The organism is Streptomyces sp. NPDC091376 (genome assembly GCF_044757085.1).
Taxonomy (GTDB): Bacteria; Actinomycetota; Actinomycetes; order Streptomycetales; family Streptomycetaceae; genus Streptomyces; species Streptomyces pratisoli.
In genome coordinates this window covers 1-15,904 of record NZ_JBIVUF010000043.1, presented here as the reverse complement: position 1 = coordinate 15,904, position 15,904 = coordinate 1, and the positions used below count along the sequence as shown (strand labels likewise).

The 15,904-nt window shown below is 61.6% G+C and carries 9 protein-coding genes and 2 pseudogenes; 8 read left to right on the top strand and 3 right to left on the bottom strand.

Annotation, left to right across the window (positions count from 1 at the left end; translation table 11 throughout):
* Nucleotides 1-180: 180 nt before the first annotated feature.
* Both ACIQMR_RS37710 and ACIQMR_RS37705 read left to right on the top strand, forming a co-directional pair.
* Nucleotides 181-456 (top strand): annotated as a pseudogene (locus ACIQMR_RS37710) (transposase family protein); the annotation flags it as partial.
* 127 nt (nt 457-583) lie between these two features.
* Nucleotides 584-1,344: pseudogene (locus tag ACIQMR_RS37705) on the top strand (transposase family protein).
* A 16-nt stretch (nt 1,345-1,360) separates the two neighbouring features.
* On the opposite strand, the gene ACIQMR_RS37700 reads toward ACIQMR_RS37705, so the two are convergent.
* On the bottom strand, nt 1,361-1,636 hold the full coding sequence (locus ACIQMR_RS37700; RefSeq protein WP_401397531.1) for a hypothetical protein: 276 nt from the start codon (nt 1,634-1,636) through the stop codon (nt 1,361-1,363).
* A 127-nt stretch (nt 1,637-1,763) separates the two neighbouring features.
* Between ACIQMR_RS37700 and ACIQMR_RS37695 the strand changes: the two genes are divergently transcribed.
* Nucleotides 1,764-2,009, top strand: a complete 246-nt coding sequence (locus ACIQMR_RS37695; RefSeq protein ID WP_401397528.1) for a hypothetical protein — start codon at nt 1,764-1,766, stop codon at nt 2,007-2,009.
* A gap of 237 nt (nt 2,010-2,246) precedes the next feature.
* Here ACIQMR_RS37695 and ACIQMR_RS37690 read toward each other — a convergent pair whose 3' ends face one another.
* Complete coding sequence (locus tag ACIQMR_RS37690; RefSeq protein WP_401397525.1) at nt 2,247-4,814, bottom strand: LuxR C-terminal-related transcriptional regulator; 2,568 nt, start codon at nt 4,812-4,814, stop codon at nt 2,247-2,249.
* An 841-nt stretch (nt 4,815-5,655) separates the two neighbouring features.
* On the bottom strand, nt 5,656-6,219 hold the full coding sequence (locus ACIQMR_RS37685) for a hypothetical protein (RefSeq protein ID WP_401397522.1): 564 nt from the start codon (nt 6,217-6,219) through the stop codon (nt 5,656-5,658).
* 693 nt (nt 6,220-6,912) lie between these two features.
* On the opposite strand from ACIQMR_RS37685, the gene ACIQMR_RS37680 reads away from it, so the two are divergent.
* From ACIQMR_RS37680 to ACIQMR_RS37660, 5 genes are all read left to right on the top strand, one after another.
* Entirely contained in the window at nt 6,913-8,199 is a 1,287-nt protein-coding gene (locus tag ACIQMR_RS37680) for an ABC transporter substrate-binding protein (RefSeq protein ID WP_401397519.1), read from the top strand.
* 84 nt (nt 8,200-8,283) lie between these two features.
* Nucleotides 8,284-9,309: a carbohydrate ABC transporter permease gene (locus tag ACIQMR_RS37675; RefSeq protein WP_401397516.1), complete on the top strand. Its 1,026-nt coding sequence runs from the start codon at nt 8,284-8,286 to the stop codon at nt 9,307-9,309.
* A complete protein-coding gene (locus ACIQMR_RS37670; RefSeq protein ID WP_401397513.1) occupies nt 9,306-10,169 on the top strand; it encodes a carbohydrate ABC transporter permease in 864 nt (287 codons plus the stop codon). The genes ACIQMR_RS37675 and ACIQMR_RS37670 overlap by 4 nt, the downstream gene beginning before the upstream one ends.
* Before the next feature lie 33 nt (nt 10,170-10,202).
* Nucleotides 10,203-11,891 (top strand): alpha-amylase family glycosyl hydrolase, encoded by a 1,689-nt coding sequence (locus ACIQMR_RS37665; RefSeq protein WP_401397510.1) that lies wholly within the window; start codon nt 10,203-10,205, stop codon nt 11,889-11,891.
* Between the two features lie 561 nt (nt 11,892-12,452).
* On the top strand, nt 12,453-15,062 hold the full coding sequence (locus ACIQMR_RS37660; RefSeq protein ID WP_401397507.1) for a LuxR C-terminal-related transcriptional regulator: 2,610 nt from the start codon (nt 12,453-12,455) through the stop codon (nt 15,060-15,062).
* Nucleotides 15,063-15,904 lie beyond the last annotated feature (842 nt).

The window sequence follows — 15,904 nt, the reverse complement described above, 5'->3', positions numbered from 1 at the left end:
GCCATCCCCGCAACTACCTGGCCTTTCTCGGCCTCGCCGCCGCTCTGTGCTGCTACAAGCGACTCGTCCGCCTCACCACATAGGACACGGCCTAAAGGCGGTGGCTGCGGCGGGTGGCTGCCTCGCGGCGAAAAGTCACACCGGACAGGGAGATGAAGTGTCCGCCAGCAGGGACTTCAAAAGTCCGCCCACACGGACGGCGGCATGTCCGTGGACAACCGCGCCTATCAGGGCGCCGGCGCCATCCTCCGCACGCCCTACTACCACCACCGCGAACAACCCGAGCACTACCAACAGTTCAACCGCGACCACGCACGACTCCGCGCACCCGGCGAACGCGCCTTCGCCAAGCTGAAATCCTGGCGAATCCTCCGGCGAGCCAGATGCTCCGCCCGCCGCATCAGCACCATCGTCCAGGCCGTCCACGCACTCCTGACCTGCAACTATTCAGGATGAAAGAGGTTCAGTGAGCTTCTTCGAGTTGGCCACCGATCGGGTGATGGGCCCTGAAGCGCAACGAGCGAGGTCCCCGGGCTGTTGATGGAGATGTCTGACGTCTCCATCACGTTGCTCGGGGGCCTCGTTGGTCATTCATCCTGCCGCACTCGATCTGCCGCATGCACTCGTGGAGTGGGTCACCATGCTGATCGTCACCCGTGAGGGCGACCGGCGGTGCAAGCTCCGTCCGTCGCAGCGCGCGATGGTGGCACTGGTGTACCTGCGCGAACACATCACTCTGGCGAAGATCGCCGCCGGGTTCGGGATCAGCGAGTCCACCGCCCACGCCTACACCGGCGCGGTCGTCGACCTGCTCGCCGCGCGTGCGCCGGGTCTGCTGAAGACACTGCGCGAGCGCGAACCCGACTTCGTCCTACTCGACGGCACCTCGCCGAGGGCGACCGGGTCGGAGACGGCCGGGCCGACTACTTTCACAAACACCGGCGCCACGGCGTGAACGTGCAGGTCGTCACCGACCCTGGTGGCCGGCTGTTATGGCTCTCGCCCGCCCTGCCGGGCCGCACCCACGACCTGACCGCCGCACGCACCCACCGGATCATCCGCATCTGCGAGCGCCAGGGCGTTCCGATCGTGGCCGATCTCGCCCACCAGGGCGCCGGCCCATGGCTGACCACCGGCATCAAGCGCAAGCCCCTCCAGGAACTCACCCCCACCGAAAAGACCCGCAACCGAGCCCTGGCCGCGGCACGAGCACCCGTCGAACGCGGCATAGCCCGCCCGAAGTCCTGGCGGATCTTCCGCAGATCCCGATGTAGCCCCAACCACATGACATCAATCACCAAGGCCATCCCCGCCTGGAGCTGCAACGCTGAAGAAGCTCAGTGAGCGAAAATTGCTTATGTCATTCAGGTCCTTTAATCGCCATGATGGCCCAGGTAGAACCGCGATGACTGCAGGCGAGATTCGAGCCGCCGCGGTAAAGAAGCTCCAGTGAAGAAAGAATCCGAAAGTTAATGAATTCCAAGAATCTAACCGTATGGGGAATGAGTGTTTGCCTGGCGGCGACGTTTTTCATGGCCAGCGTCAGCCCGGCAGGCGCAGACTCTCCGCAGGCTCCGAAGAACCCACAGTCGCAGCGCGGCACGCTTCTCGGTTTCGATGTTTCAGCAGCGGTCACGTCGGAGCTTGAGAGACTAAAGGCGCGCGAGTAGGCGGAGCTCGAGAGGCTAGATGCGGAGCGTGAGAAGCTAGAGTCGGTGCGCGCTCAGCGGGATGCACTAGCAGAAGCACGCAAGGCGCGAGCAATGGTAGAGGCCGAGATCACAGTCCGGGTACAGGATACGATCTCAGCGTGTACGTTGCCGATGATAGATGCGGCGAATGAGGAGAAATACCAGAAGGGGGCCGCAGAGCAAATCCTTAGGGTTAGTGAATTTGAGATGGAATTCGGGAAGGCGGCAAAGGAGGGGCTGATGACTCAATTGGAAATCCCGTTGGGTGAGAGCATGGATGAGAGCATCCGCCACTGGATGGAGAGTGCCTGTGTGTAGTTGCTCGTGTTGATTAGGCATGGCGCCTTCCGGTGAGGTGGCAGGCTCGTCGTCCAGCCCTCCTTTCAGTTCCTGCAGTGCCGTGCCGAAGTTCGAAGCTGCCGTGACCGACCCGGCCGGGCACGTGCTGTGGATGTCGCCGACCTTGCCAGGCCGTGTCCACGATCTGTTGCGGCACTGCTTCTCTGCCTCGGGCGGGGCTAGCCAGGTCTGGCCCCATACGTGGGGGCGGGGGAGTTATCGCGCCAATGCCTTCTTGAGTTCTCTCCGGTTTGTGACGCCGAGTTTTCGGAAGATGCTGAGCAGGTGGTTGTCTACGGTTCGTTTCGACAGGAACAGCTTTTGGGCGACCTCGGCGTTTGTGTCGCCTTCTGCGACGAGCAGGGAGATCTCCAGTTCACGGGCTGTCAGGGGTGTTTCGGCGGCGGTGGAGGCGATGAGCGGGGTCCATGCTCCTTCGCACTGTCCCAGCAGGCTGTTCATCATGCGGAGAGATGCCATGGACTGCCTTGTGTTTCCTTTGCGCTGCCAGTTCTCTGCTGCTGCTGCTGCTGCTTCTGCTGACAGCAGCAGTGCTCCGGCTTCCTTGAGCTCGTGGGCGGTGTCCATCAGCATTTCTGGGTCTTGAAGATGCAGCGCTTCGGCGAACCGGGAGCGGATGGCTGTGAACTTTCCAGACGAGATTTGTGCGAGATGCTTGAGTCTTTCGTATGCCTGGTGTTCTCCTCCGAGTCTGCACAGATCGGTCAAAAGTCTCGCTTCACTTGATACGTGGCCCATGGACTGTGCGCGGGAGCTTGCTTCGGTGAGCAGTTCGCGGGCGTGAGCGAGGTCGCCGGAGGTGGCGGAGAGCCAGACGTGTCCGAGGCAGAGTTCGGGTGTGAAGGTTCCCCAGGGAGTCATGCCGCGGGTCTCTTGCAGGGCTCTGCGTGCGGCTGGTCTGTCCTGAACCATTGCGGATGCTTCTGCCAGCCGGCTCAGCGCGGGATGGAGAGGGCCGAGGAACCCCTGGTGGCGGGCCAGTGAGACTGCCTGTGAGGCCCATCGGCGTGCGGTACGTGGGCGGCCTTCGAGGAGGGCTGCCCTGGCCAGGGCAGACGCCATCATGGTGAGACCCTCGAGGTCGTTGTCCGTGTTCGCCTCGTCCCATCCCTTCAGCATCATCATGTAGGCCTGGCTCAGTGAGCCCGACTCCTGGATCGCGCATGCCACAGGGGGAATATTCTCGGACGGGTGCAGGAGCGCAGGGGGGTCAATCAGCTGTTTCCGCTCCTCGTAGGCATGGTGTGCGATGGCGAGACCCTCGTCGACTCTGCCTTGGAAAGTGAGGACGGTAGCCAGAGTGCCCTGCCCCACAGCCCGGATATGGGCATTGGGGATATTCTCCACCTCTTTCAGGTGATCCAGAGCGTCCCTCATTCTCCCCGTAAAAGTAAGAAATACCCCCTGGGCTACATCCAGGGTAGCTCTGGCCTCGGGAGTTGTGGCTCTCTGGGCGGCTTCGGCGTTGATCCGCAGGGCCTCCTCAGGGGCCGCGAGAGCCCAGCAGAGGACGCGCTCGAGAGCGAGCGAAGCGTACACATGCTCATCCTCGCGTTGAGCGCGAGTCGCGGCGATTTTCAGCACTTCTACCGCTCTATCGGCTTCTCCGAGCTCGTAGAGGGCTTCCCCGAGGAGCAGCCGGGGCCAGAATCCCTCGTCCACACGGCAGGCTGCCTCAGTGAGAACTTTGACTTGCTCGTAATCGAATGAACGGCGTGCGAGGCGGGAGCCCTTGAGGAGAGTGCTGGCATCCACTTCGCCACTGGCGAACAGTTCCCACTGCGCGATGTAGCGGAAATCCTCCTGGCGGCGAGCCCCAGCAGCGCGGATTCGCTCAGCCTGCGCCAGCAGCAGCATGCTCTTGCGCGTGGAACTTACAAATGTGCGGAGTACTTCGCCGTAAACTGGGTGTGCCAGATCGGCCATGGTCCTGCGCCCACGCCTTGTGATCCTGATGAGGCCCGCGGATTCCAGTGAGGGCACCTCGGACTGGTAAGGTCCGATACCGGACGTTCCGCAGAGAGCCAGAGTTTCCAAGAATTCTCTACCCTCCGCCCCTGCGCTCTCTACTCTTTTCCAGACAAGTTCCGACAGGTGCGGAGTCGGCTTGTGATGCCCCGAAATCTCCCACATCTCACCGTCGAACGTGAGATTCCCTGCCTGGACAGCTCCGATGACAAGCTCGCGAAGGTAGAGAATGTTTCCTTCGCTCACATGGAAAAAATAGTCAGCCGCGCGGGGTCCCACCAGGCCTTCGAGGGTGGCGGAAAGAAGCGCCTCGACTTCCTGCTGGTCCAGATAGGCGAGTTCTGTTCTCCTAGCGGAGTCCTGGTAGATGAGGCGTGAGACACTCTCTGACGTTTCACGGTGATCTTCTACGGACGCGATCATAAAGGCGATACCCGATGTGGTGAGCTGCTCAAGTACCGTCGCGGAAGCATCGTCCAGGAGATTGATATCATCCACCAGGACGGCAATCCAGCCGCTACCCGACTTACTTCCCCTGTGACCTTTGTGCAAGTGCGCAATGATCCCTTGAAAGGACTCCAGGGGGCGCTGCAGATCAAAGTCCTTGGGGAGTACATGGGCGAGCGCAGCCAGCGGAAAAGTCGTCTGAGGAGTCGTCACCGTCCGCCATGTGAGATATCCCTCGACCTGAGCCGCTGCCAGACATTCTTCCCCCAGCCTGGTTTTCCCGGCGCCTTGCGGTCCTTCGATGAGGAATGAATGAGAAGTGCTGTCCGCCAGTACTTCCCGGAACAAGTTCATTTCCTTCTGCCGCCCGACAAAGGGCCAGGTGCCTGTGACTCTTTCCATTCACGCCTGCCCGGGGCCGTCGACGAAAGGGGACGAGCGCCGAATCCACGGCGGCACACCGCGAACCAGTCCTGCAGCCCATGAGCCGTTCGGCCACGTCCGGTCATGGGTGACATACCTGATCATGGTCGGCATTCCTCCGAGTATCGTCTGGAGGATGCGCCGCCGCCACAGCAGGAAGGGCGCGGAGTGCCCCAGCGTGCCCCGCGTGCAGCCAGCGCTCCACGCGCATCCTCCGGCATCCGGGTACCAGGCCGGTACTGCGACGGTGGCTTCTTCCCGCAGTGTGCTGGCGGCAGGCCATCTCTCCGGCAGCCGCAGATGCCAGCTGCGGGGGGTTGAGGCTGCTGTCGGAGTGATGGTGGCCAGTCCGGGTGCGGCAGCCGTCAGTGGGGAGCGCGGAACAGACATGCCATCCGCCGGCAGAGGATGCGAAGGGGGGACTGGTGAAGACGGCGCTGGGCGCGGGGCGTGCTTCAGCGCACGCTTTCGGCCTGGTGAGGACCAGGGCGCATGAGGACAGTTGGCTGCCGGTGAGCCAGCAGTGTCCGGCGCGCTTCGCCGGGCCGCGGGGAGAGGGCTGAGATTACCCAGGTGGGCACAAGGGCAGGCGGAAGTAGGCCCGGGCAGGTCCAGCCGGCTCTTCTCGCCAGCCTGCGGCGGCACACAGGGCCGCGACCGGATACGGCAAACAGGGTGAGGAGGACCGGCCTGCCGGCACTGAGGCGCCCTGCCCTTGCAGCCGGAGCGGCGGTACACCACGGCACCCCCGCAGCAGCAGGGGACATCAGGACCGGGCCGGTTTGCCCGGGTACCCGTCCCGGGCACCGCAGCCGAGTGCCCCGTCCCCTGCAGGGATGGTGAATGCCTTGTCCCACGGGCCGAGACTGACAGCGATGGGTTCAAGGGCCTGGGTGATCAAAGCCCGGACCCGGGTCGCTGCGTTGTAAATTCCCACGCTGGGAATCAGATTGTCCGGCTCGGTGGAGTAAAGAACGCATCCGAGTGTGGAGCTTGCCGTGGCGCACCACTGCGCATAATCCACCATTGTTGCGGCACCCCGAACAATGCGGTCCAGGATGCAATCGAGCCCGTGCAGGACCGAGGGACAGGGGGATATGTCAGCGAGCTGGCAGTCGATACTCTCCCAGATCGTGGCCTGGTAGTACCTGCCATCGGGGTCTGCAGGGCGGTGTACGCGGCGCAGGTCCGCCAGGGTCCGCAGGAGCTGTTTCGCCCAGAGGCGGTACAACTCCCCGTCTGCGGGCTCGGCGGCGGCGGCCCTGGAGTGAACCGCGGCGAGAAGGAGATAGCTGTTACCGGTCGCAGGGTCTTGGTTCTCGGCATCCATGTTCGTCCCCTCGGGATCTGCCGGGACGGGTAACGCTGACGGGACGACCTGATAGGTCGCATTTCCGACTATTTAGTAATGATTGTTGCGTCGCCGTCACGCCGCATGAGTAACAGGTACCTGTCCCCTCTCGCGGATTCGTGGAGCATGAGCGGCCCCGACAGGCGGTGAGCACCTGCCGTATCCAGGACGGGGCGCTGCTGAGCAGCCGACCGCACAGGGGGAGCCGCCGCGCCATCGCTCGCAGAAGAGCGTTGATGTGATCTTAAAGCCCGCCCAGGGCTCCTGTGTTCTGCCTCGGAGCGGACTCTGGTGGCCGGCCCCGCGCGTGGACATACTCCGGCGGCCCGCTGTCGTTGACGGCCTCTTCCAGTTGGCAGGGCACTCGTACGCGGGTCCTGCCTGCTCGCGTCCTGCCCCGCTCACGGCAGACGGAGCCAGCAGAGGACGAGCACCTCTCCTGGGTGCTGAACGGGTCATCCCTCAAAGAGGCGACGAGTGGCCGGCCTTACGCCGGGAAGCCGAGGAGCCTTGATCGTGTATGGCGCACGTCACCTTCTGACAGAACTTGCGTCAGATCTGAAAGAAACTTGCGAGTAACGGTGGACTTGATCGTCGGAGATTCTTAGGCTCCTTGCAGCGCCCCACTGACCTGGTACGTCGACGCGGCGCCAAGGGACTAGGAGGAAGCGCATGGGGAACCGGCTGGCGAGGACCGGGGCGGCGATCGGGGTGGTTGCTGCACTTGGCGCCTGCAGCACTAACGGGGGGGCGCAAGACCAGAGCCCCGAGTTCACCGGCCGCGGACCGATCACACTGGCGGCGGGCAAAGACAATAGTGGGACGCTCACGAAGGTGGTCGACCGGTGGAACAAAGCGCATTCCAAGGAGCCTGTCCGCATCATCGACCTGTCAGATTCACCGGATGAGCAGCGTCGCCGGATGATCCAGAACGCCGAACTCAAGTCCGGCGAGTTCACGGTGCTGAGCCTGGACACGGTATGGACGGCCGAGTTCGCGGCGAACCGCTGGGTCCTCCCGATCCCTGAGGATGCGATCGATCCTTCGGCATTCCTCAAGCCCACGGTGGAGGGAGCATCGTACCGAGGGCATATGTACGCGGTTCCGGAGACTTCGGATGGCGGACTGCTCTTCTACCGGAAGGACTTGCTGCAGAAGGCTGGGGCGAAGCCGCCGGCCACCTGGGGGCAGATGCGCCAGGCCTGCGACAAGGTACTAGCCCTTCCTGAAGCTGAGGGCATGTCATGCTACGCCGGGCAGTTTGAGAAGTACGAAGGCCTCACGGTCAACTTCGCCGAGATGGTCAACGGCGCCGGTGGATTGATCATGGATGCCGAAGGCCGCCCGGCTGTTGACAGCCCGGAAGCTGAGCGAGGGCTGCAATTCTTCGTCGAGGCCTTCAAGGAAGGCCTGATCCCAAAGAAGGCAATCACTTTCAAGGAAGAGGAGGGACGACAGGCTTTTCAGGGCGGGCGACTCGTATTCCATCGGCAGTGGCCGTACCAGTACGCCCTGGCCAGCAACGAAGATGGTTCCTCTAAGGTCTCCGGCCGGTTCTCGGTAGCACCCTTGCCTGGTATGGATGGACCAGGCGTGTCGAGCCTTGGCGGCCACAACCTCGCTGTGAGCGCCTTCGCTAAGAATAAGGCGACGGCACTTGACTTTGTGAAATTCATGACAAGCGAAAAGATGCAGCGTGAAAAATTGCTGCTCAACTCGAACGCCCCAACATTGGGGAGCCTCTACGATGAGAAGAGTCTCATAGCCAAGTATCCCTATCTCCCCGTACTCAAGCAGTCCATCCTGTCAGCGACCCCACGCCCCCGAGTGGTGCGCTATGGGGACGCCACAACGGCTATCCAGGAGAGCGCATATAGCGCACTGAAGGGGGAGACGACGCCACGCGAGGCATTGAGGCAACTGCAGGGCAAGCTCGAGCGGATCAGCCAGGGCGAGTGAGGAATCGATCTCTCACGGTTGTCGCTGACGCCACAATCGTGACCTTCGCAGACGCGTAGTTCCTCCACTCCAAGGTGATACCAAATGACCACTCCGGCTGCTCCGTCGAGCAACCCCTCAGCTTCGTCTCACGAGAAGCTGTTGCCTGCCGAGAAGCGCAATCGCAAGCGAGGCACGGGTTCACTGGCAATCCTGCTGGTATCCCCCGCAGCGGCAGTCCTCGGACTTGTCGCCGGATACCCGATCCTCGCTGCTTTCCGCGAGTCTCTTTTCGCCGCACAATCCGGGCTTGACAGCTCAGGCTTCGTGCAAGACGGTGAACGTTTCGCAGGCTTGGACCACTATCTGGACATCTTCAGGGGACAGGCAGGCGAGCGTTTTTGGAACGCCTTTGCCAATACGACGATGTTCACTTTCACGACAGTTCTGGTCGAAGTCCTCCTAGGGATAGCCATGGCACTCGTGATGCATAAGGTCGTACGCGGCCGGGGGATAGTCAGGGCCAGCATCCTGGTGCCGTGGGCCATCCCCACGGTCGTCTCGGCTCTGCTCTGGCAATGGATCTTCCAGGCGGACGGCGTTGCTAACGCTGTGCTGGGCCACGAGATTCTGTGGACCACTGACGGGATCGCCTCCCAGCTTGCAGTAATTGTCGCCGATACCTGGAAGACCGCGCCGTTCGTTGCACTTTTGGTCTTGGCAGGACTGCAGTTGATTCCCGCGGAAGTCTACGAGGCGGCTCGCGTCGACGGAGCGAGTGCCTGGCAGCAGTTCACCAGGCTCACCATGCCGCTGATCCGACCAGTGCTGCTGGTTGCAGTGCTGTTTCGGCTCCTCGACGCTCTGCGTATGTTCGATCTCCCCTATGTCCTCGTGGGCGCACACAAAAACTCGGTTGAGACGCTCTCGATGCTCGCGTACGACGAGGCTGCCAACACACGATACGGGCCTGCTGCCGCATATTCCGTAGTCCTGTTCTTCTATGTGGCTGCCGTGGCGTTCGTTTTCGTGAGAATCCTCGGTGCCGAAGTCTTCTCCACTGAAAGCGCATCGAAGCAGAAAACTCCACGAGAAGAAGAACGCCGTATCACTACGGGAGCCACGGCATGAACGCGGCCACTCAGCTTTCCCGCTGGTCATCGAGCACTGTGAAGAAGGCGAACCCAGGCATCCTGGGAAGGATCCTGCTAGTCGCCTACTGCCTTATCCCCTTCTACTGGATGGCAGTATCCAGCTTCAGGAGAAGCTCTGACATATTTGAGAAGTCAGCTTTTCCTTCTCCCTGGTCGCTGGAAAACTATCGTGCCGTCCTGGCACCGGACAGCGGATTCCTGCGCGCAATGCTCAACAGTGTCATCGTGGCCGGCGCAACGACCATTCTGACGCTCATTATTGCCACCTTCGCAGCGTACGCGCTCGCCCGGCTCGAGTTCAGGTTCAAGAATGTTCTGCTCGCAGTCGTCATCGGCACGTCAATGTTCCCTGGCATAGCCCTCGTCGTACCCATGCTCAAGCTATTCTCAAATACCCTACAATGGGTGAACACTTATCAGGCAATGATACTGCCATCCATGTCCTTCGCCCTTCCGCTTGCCGTATGGAATCTGACCGCATTCTTCAGGCAGTTGCCCAGGGAACTTGAACAAGCGGCAATGGTGGACGGGTGCACTCCAGGCCAGGCGTTCCGCAAGGTCATCATCCCGCTGACCGCCCCGGGGGTCTTTACGACCGCGATCCTGACTTTCATAAGTGCCTGGAACGAGTTCATCATCGCCCTTTCCATGGTCAACGTTTCTTCTATGCAGACCGCCACGGTGGCCATTGCGCGCTTTGGTGGATCCAGCGGATTCGACATTCCCTACGGAACTAAGATGGCCGCCGGCGTACTCGTGACTGTCCCGCTCGTGATCATGGTTTTGGTATTCCAGCGCCGGATCATTGCCGGTTTGACAGCCGGAGCGGTCAAGTGACAAACGCGCGAACGCAAGAAGCAGGAGTCCTTGATGCCACATGACCACGCACCCGGATCATCCACCTCAGAGCTTGAGTGGTGGCGTAGTGCGGTCATCTACCAGGTGTACTTGCGGAGCTTCGCCGACGGCAACGGCGACGGGATCGGTGACCTCGCCGGCCTCCGGCAGCGCTTGCCGTACCTCGCTGACCTTGGCGTCGACGCACTGTGGCTGAATCCCTGGTATCCCTCTCCGATGGCTGACGGAGGCTACGACGTCGCTGACTACCGCGACATCGCTCCGGAGTTCGGCACACTCGACGAAGCTGACGAGCTCATCGCGGAGGCACATCACCACGGCTTGCGCATCATCATCGATGTCGTTCCCAACCACACATCATCCGAGCATGCCTGGTTCAGAGAAGCCATCGCCGGCGGACCGGAGTGCGCAGCCAGGCAACGCTACATCTTCCGCCCTGGATCCGGGCCGGAAGGCAGCCTTCCCCCCAACAACTGGCGGAGTGTCTTCGGTGGTCCGGCATGGACCCGGATTATCGAACCCGATGGCTCACCAGGGGACTGGTACCTCCACCTCTTCGCACCGGAACAGCCTGACCTGAACTGGGAAAGCTCCGTGGTACACGCGGAATTCGAATCCGTCCTGCGTTTCTGGTTTGAACGCGGCATCGACGGCGTCCGCATCGATGTCGCACATGGACTGATAAAAGATCCCAGCCTGCCCGACCTGAACCACACGGACGCTGAACTCCTGGGCTCTGCAGCACACCCAGGTCATCCGCACTGGGATCAAGAGGGAGTCCACGGCATATTTCGCAGCTGGCGCAGGATCGCCGACTCCTACGACACACCGAAGCTGTTCGTAGCCGAAGCATGGACACGCACGCCTCAACGCCTCGCACGTTACGTCAGGCCCGATGAACTGCATACCGCCTTCAACTTCGACTACTTGACGGCGCCCTGGCGCGCGCCGCACCTCAGGCGAGCCATCGACAGCTCAATCACCGCGATGAGCGCTGTCAACGCCCCCACAACTTGGGTGCTGTCCAACCACGATGTGGTCCGCCACCTCTCCCGCTACGGCTGCGTCCAGCCGGAAGACGATCTCGGCCCGCTCAGCGTCGCACAGGGAGCCGGTCCCCTCGACCTCACCCTGGGTACTCAGCGGGCACGCGCTGCCGCGCTCCTCACTTTGGCTCTGCCGGGAGGCGCCTACATCTACCAGGGCGAGGAACTCGGCCTGTGGGAGGTCGATGACCTGCCCGATGACATGTTGCAGGACCCCACGTGGGCTCGCTCCGGGTTCACTCAGCGAGGACGCGATGGATGCCGGGTCCCGCTGCCCTGGTCCGGTGACGCGGCACCATTCGGGTACAGCCCGCGCGACGCGTACGCCCAGCCGTGGCTGCCGCAGCCCGCCGCGTGGAAGACGCTGACGCAGCAGGTGCAAGGAGAAGACGATGCCTCAGTACTTGCGCTCTATCGCCAGGCATTGCGTATCCGGAGCGGTCACCCTGCACTTGGTGACGGAACCCTTCAGTGGGACAGCTCATCCTCTCAGGAGGTTCTCTCCTTTGCACGCCATCCGGGCTTCCGCTGCGTAGTCAACTTCTCTGCCAGCCCCATTCCCCTGCCGTCGCATCGCAAAGTGATTCTGTCCAGCTCCCCGCTCACACCCGATGGACAGTTGGCAGGCGACACAGCTGTCTGGCTTGCCGGCTAGTTGCACCAGCTTCTCCACGCCGACGGAAGACGGAGAGGAAGTCCTCACCGGCGGTGCTTCCCGTGATGCTCGCCATCAGTCGCCGCGTTGCTCCGGATGCGTGCATGGCACAGAGAGCCACCCGTCCCAGCGGGCGGCCGCTGATTGCATGACTGGCGATGGATCGGCGGTCGCCCAGCTGCCAGAGAAACCGGCCCGGAGCGAAGGTGTAGGAACCCATCCATCCGCAGCCTCGGCGTGCTATGCAGCGAGGCCGATACACCATGGCGTCGCGACGTAAGGAAGAGCAGGGGAACGAGCCGAGTCTGCCAGCCTTTTACCGAGGCGACTGTGCGAACGGGTGCTCAATGCCCTGAATAAAGGCAGGGCAGAGCCTCTTGCGTAACAGAAGTGCCACAAAAGACAGCCCCAATGGAAAGCCACATGAGTACACAATGCTCAGGACCGTTTGTTCGTCTCCTGAGAGACTCCAATGCCCGCACCCACCCCCTGCGGGAACGGATCCTCACAGCGGTATCCCTCAGTCAGGCAAAAAGATCGGAAATTGCGAGGGAGAAGGCGATGCAACAGTCACTCGAGGGAAGATGGCCCTTCGTTGGACGGGAATCCCAGATAGAGTCCTTCTTGGCGGCACTCGGTGACATGCAGTATCAATCATTCATAATTAAGGGTGGCACAGGCGTCGGAAAGACACGCCTCGCACATGAGTGCTTCAACCGCGCACTCACGCAGGGTCATAAGGGTGGAAGGAGTGCCATTAATACTCCTGATGGAGCACCGCTCGCCGCACTGGCCCATCTCCTGCCACAGGGCTACAGCCCGGAGAACCCGCTGGAGTGCTTCCAGTGGGCAAGCGACTCGATCAGCAGGTCCGCTTCCACCAGGCCTCGCCGGCGATTTGTTCTTCTGGTCGACCAGTTGGAGTACCTTGACCTAGCCTCTATCACCCTCATCTCTCAGTTGCTGGACTCAGGGAAGATATTCCTTCTGGCTACGGCTCGGTTCGGCCGGCACTTGAGCGAAGCCGCCTCGTCGCTCGAACGGGCGCACGCATCCCGCACTGTTGAGATTCGTGAGTTTACCCACGAGGAAATGTCATCGCTTGTCGAAGCTGCGGTCGGAGGTCCTGTAACCCCCTATTCTACTGCCGCACTTTACCGGCACAGTGAAGGTAATGCCCGCCGAGTACGTGAACTGGTTTATGGAGCAGTGAGTTCACGTATTCTTGCGCACGATGGAGAAATCTGGCATCTCGGAGGGAAGCTGGAGAGTACTCGTGCAATCCGGGACACATTTCAGTCGACTCTAGATGGAGTGGGGGATGAGGCGCGAGACCTGCTCGACACCATCGCCCTATGTGGGACGGTTGGCGCCCGGGAATTCCCCGCTGAAACCACCAGCAGGCTCGAGTGCGCCGGACTGGTTCGTGCCAGAAACGAAGGAGCACGTGTCGGCCTGTCACTAGTACACCCGCTGCATCGCGAGATGCTGCTGTGCGGCATGCCGGAATCCAGGAAGAGAAGCTTGCTCGCACAACAGATAGCCCGTATTCGTGCGCGTGGTGCTCGGCGTCCCCAGGACCGACTCAACCTAGCGCTCTGGGAACTTGAGGTCAATGGGAGGGCTGACCGCTCCCTTCTCATGCGGGGAATGAGAACCGCGCGCAAACTGCGGGATTTCTCTGCGATGCAGGCTCTGGCTTCGGTCGCAGCTCGTACCCAGAATGAGTTTTTCCCATGGCTCCTGTGGGGCGAAGCACTGCACGAACTCGGAGATTTTCGGCTTTCTGAACAAGTACTGGTCCATGCAGAGGAACTTGCAGAGAACGAGCGGCAGTTGGTCCGCGCGAAAATACTGCGCACGCGGAACCTGATGTGGGGACAGGGAAATTATCGCAAGGCGGCTCAGGTAGCGACTGAACGACCCGGGAAAGTGCAGTCGGAAGCTGGTCTGACGGCGCTCGCGGAATCTGAGGCGGCACTCTACACATTCATGGGGCAGCCTACTGCGGCGCAGAGCCTGCTGGAAGGAAAGACCCCCTCATCAAATCTATTGGCCCGCCTACCGCGCGTATGGTCGATGGCAGCCCGCGGTCGCGCCACGGAGGCACTGCGACTCTATGACGGGCTAGGCGCACTCGAAGCGTACGCGGACATCGCGAAGCTCTCGTATTCCCGGCATGCCATAATTCCGACGGTCTTTGCGACAGGGGAAGCGGGACGACTGCGAGATGCCTACCTCCTCGGCCTGCAAAACTGGGTCCGTATCCATAACCTAGATCTGCATTATCTTGACACCCTCCTCTCTCTGATGATTGCGCGGTGCGCCGTCCTCATCGGAATTCCGCTGACCGCACGCCGGTGGGCCGGGCAGGCTGCAGCGATGGCGCGGCAGGCCGAATCTGAAGGGGTCTTGTTCGCATCCCTGCACTTGCTTACGGAGTCAGCCCTGATGTCCGGTGACGAGGACGCCGCCCGGCGCGCTATGGCGCAGGCGGACGCACTGCCGGTATGGGGACCCTTTAGCTCTGAAGCCGCTATCGGCCGTGCGCGATTCTCTATCATTGACGGAGACCCCGTACGCGCGAAAGCGTTCCTGACGGAAGCAGCATGTGAATCACGCGCTGAAGGAAACATTTCCAGTGAAGTAAGACTGCTTACTGAACTGGGACGCCTCGGCGAGCCGAGTGCGGCAGCAGACCGACTGAGGGAGATCTCCAGCTCATCCAAAGACCAACTTGCCGCCGCCTGCGCCATGTACGTATCGGCGCGAGCCAGCGGAGATCCGAAAGAGCTCTTCAGCAGCGCACATAGACTGGAGCACGTTGGCGCATTGCTGCTGGCCGCTGAGGCCGCTGCGGCCTCAGCGGATGCCTGGCGCCGGCGGCATCGTACCCGGGAGGCGACGGCTGCCGGAAACCATGCAGCACGATTGGCCCAGATGTGTGAAGGTGCGAAAACAGTTCACCTTGCACTGTCGCCGGAATCGGCACACCTGACCAAGCGTGAGAGAGAGATATCAGACCTCATCGTGCAAAGGCTGACCAATGCCGAGATAGCCGAGCGGATGAAGATATCCCGACGGACCGTTGAGAATCATCTTCAGAACATCTACAGGAAGCTTGGGGTCGCGAGTAGGAGTGAGCTGAGAAACGAAATTACGTGGAGCTGACATTAATTGATTGCCTGACCCAGCTTTGATCCTCGTCCGGAATGTTAGAATGAGATCTCAGCGAAGAATCGTCAGTGTGGCCCACTGTATGGATCCGCTGGAGAGGGCCCGGGTGCCGAAATCCGTAGCTACACCGGAAACTCTGGGATGCCGTTCTTGACTACCTATCCGGGGAGGCGAAGGGCGCGGATCAGTAGCGTGCCCACCGTCCGTGACGGCAATACGAATCTCGTTCTCGGGACACTTGCGCGAGAGGCACACACAAATGGGAGGAAGCGAGTTCCTCATAGCCCGATCGACGAACTCCGCCACGGTATACAGGACGTGTTCGCTGACCTCATCCGCTAGCTCCCAAGCTCGCGACACCGACAGAGCAGCCCGCCTGAGACCGCGCTCAGTAGCGTTGGGCTGCACCAGCCAGACCAATAGGTCCGAGGACGGGCAAGCCCCTGATGTGTCGTGTCCTACCCGAGGAATCGTCACGCCATCTCCTCAGCCGTACTTGGAACATTGCCGTGCTGGGCGGGGTCGGCCGTCGGCTTGCGCTCGGCACGGACACGTGGCGCAGGACAGATCCCTGGAGCCGTCCGTGATCCCCTGGACTTCCATGGTGTCGACCCAGGACAGCCAGGAGATGAGCACCTTCTACTCAGATGGCCTCGCACTGAGCACGTGGCAGCTTAACGAGCTCGTGCGTTGTCGCGGTCCCGAAATCGCAGCAGGTCAAGAGCCTTGCTGGGTTCTGGCGGATCGATGAGCTCTTCGATGGGGCCCCGGAAGACGTCTGGCAACGGATCTCCTGCGGTCCGGGCGCCAAGGGCCCACGGGTCTATGACTGGGCC

Coding starts and splice junctions, on each gene's coding strand:
- ACIQMR_RS37685 (WP_401397522.1), bottom strand. CDS start 6,219: ATGGATGCCGAGAACCAAGACCCTGCGACCGGTAACAGCTATCTCCTT.
- ACIQMR_RS37675 (WP_401397516.1), top strand. CDS start 8,284: ATGACCACTCCGGCTGCTCCGTCGAGCAACCCCTCAGCTTCGTCTCAC.
- ACIQMR_RS37695 (WP_401397528.1), top strand. CDS start 1,764: ATGGTAGAGGCCGAGATCACAGTCCGGGTACAGGATACGATCTCAGCG.
- ACIQMR_RS37665 (WP_401397510.1), top strand. CDS start 10,203: ATGCCACATGACCACGCACCCGGATCATCCACCTCAGAGCTTGAGTGG.
- ACIQMR_RS37680 (WP_401397519.1), top strand. CDS start 6,913: ATGGGGAACCGGCTGGCGAGGACCGGGGCGGCGATCGGGGTGGTTGCT.
- ACIQMR_RS37670 (WP_401397513.1), top strand. CDS start 9,306: ATGAACGCGGCCACTCAGCTTTCCCGCTGGTCATCGAGCACTGTGAAG.
- ACIQMR_RS37660 (WP_401397507.1), top strand. CDS start 12,453: ATGCAACAGTCACTCGAGGGAAGATGGCCCTTCGTTGGACGGGAATCC.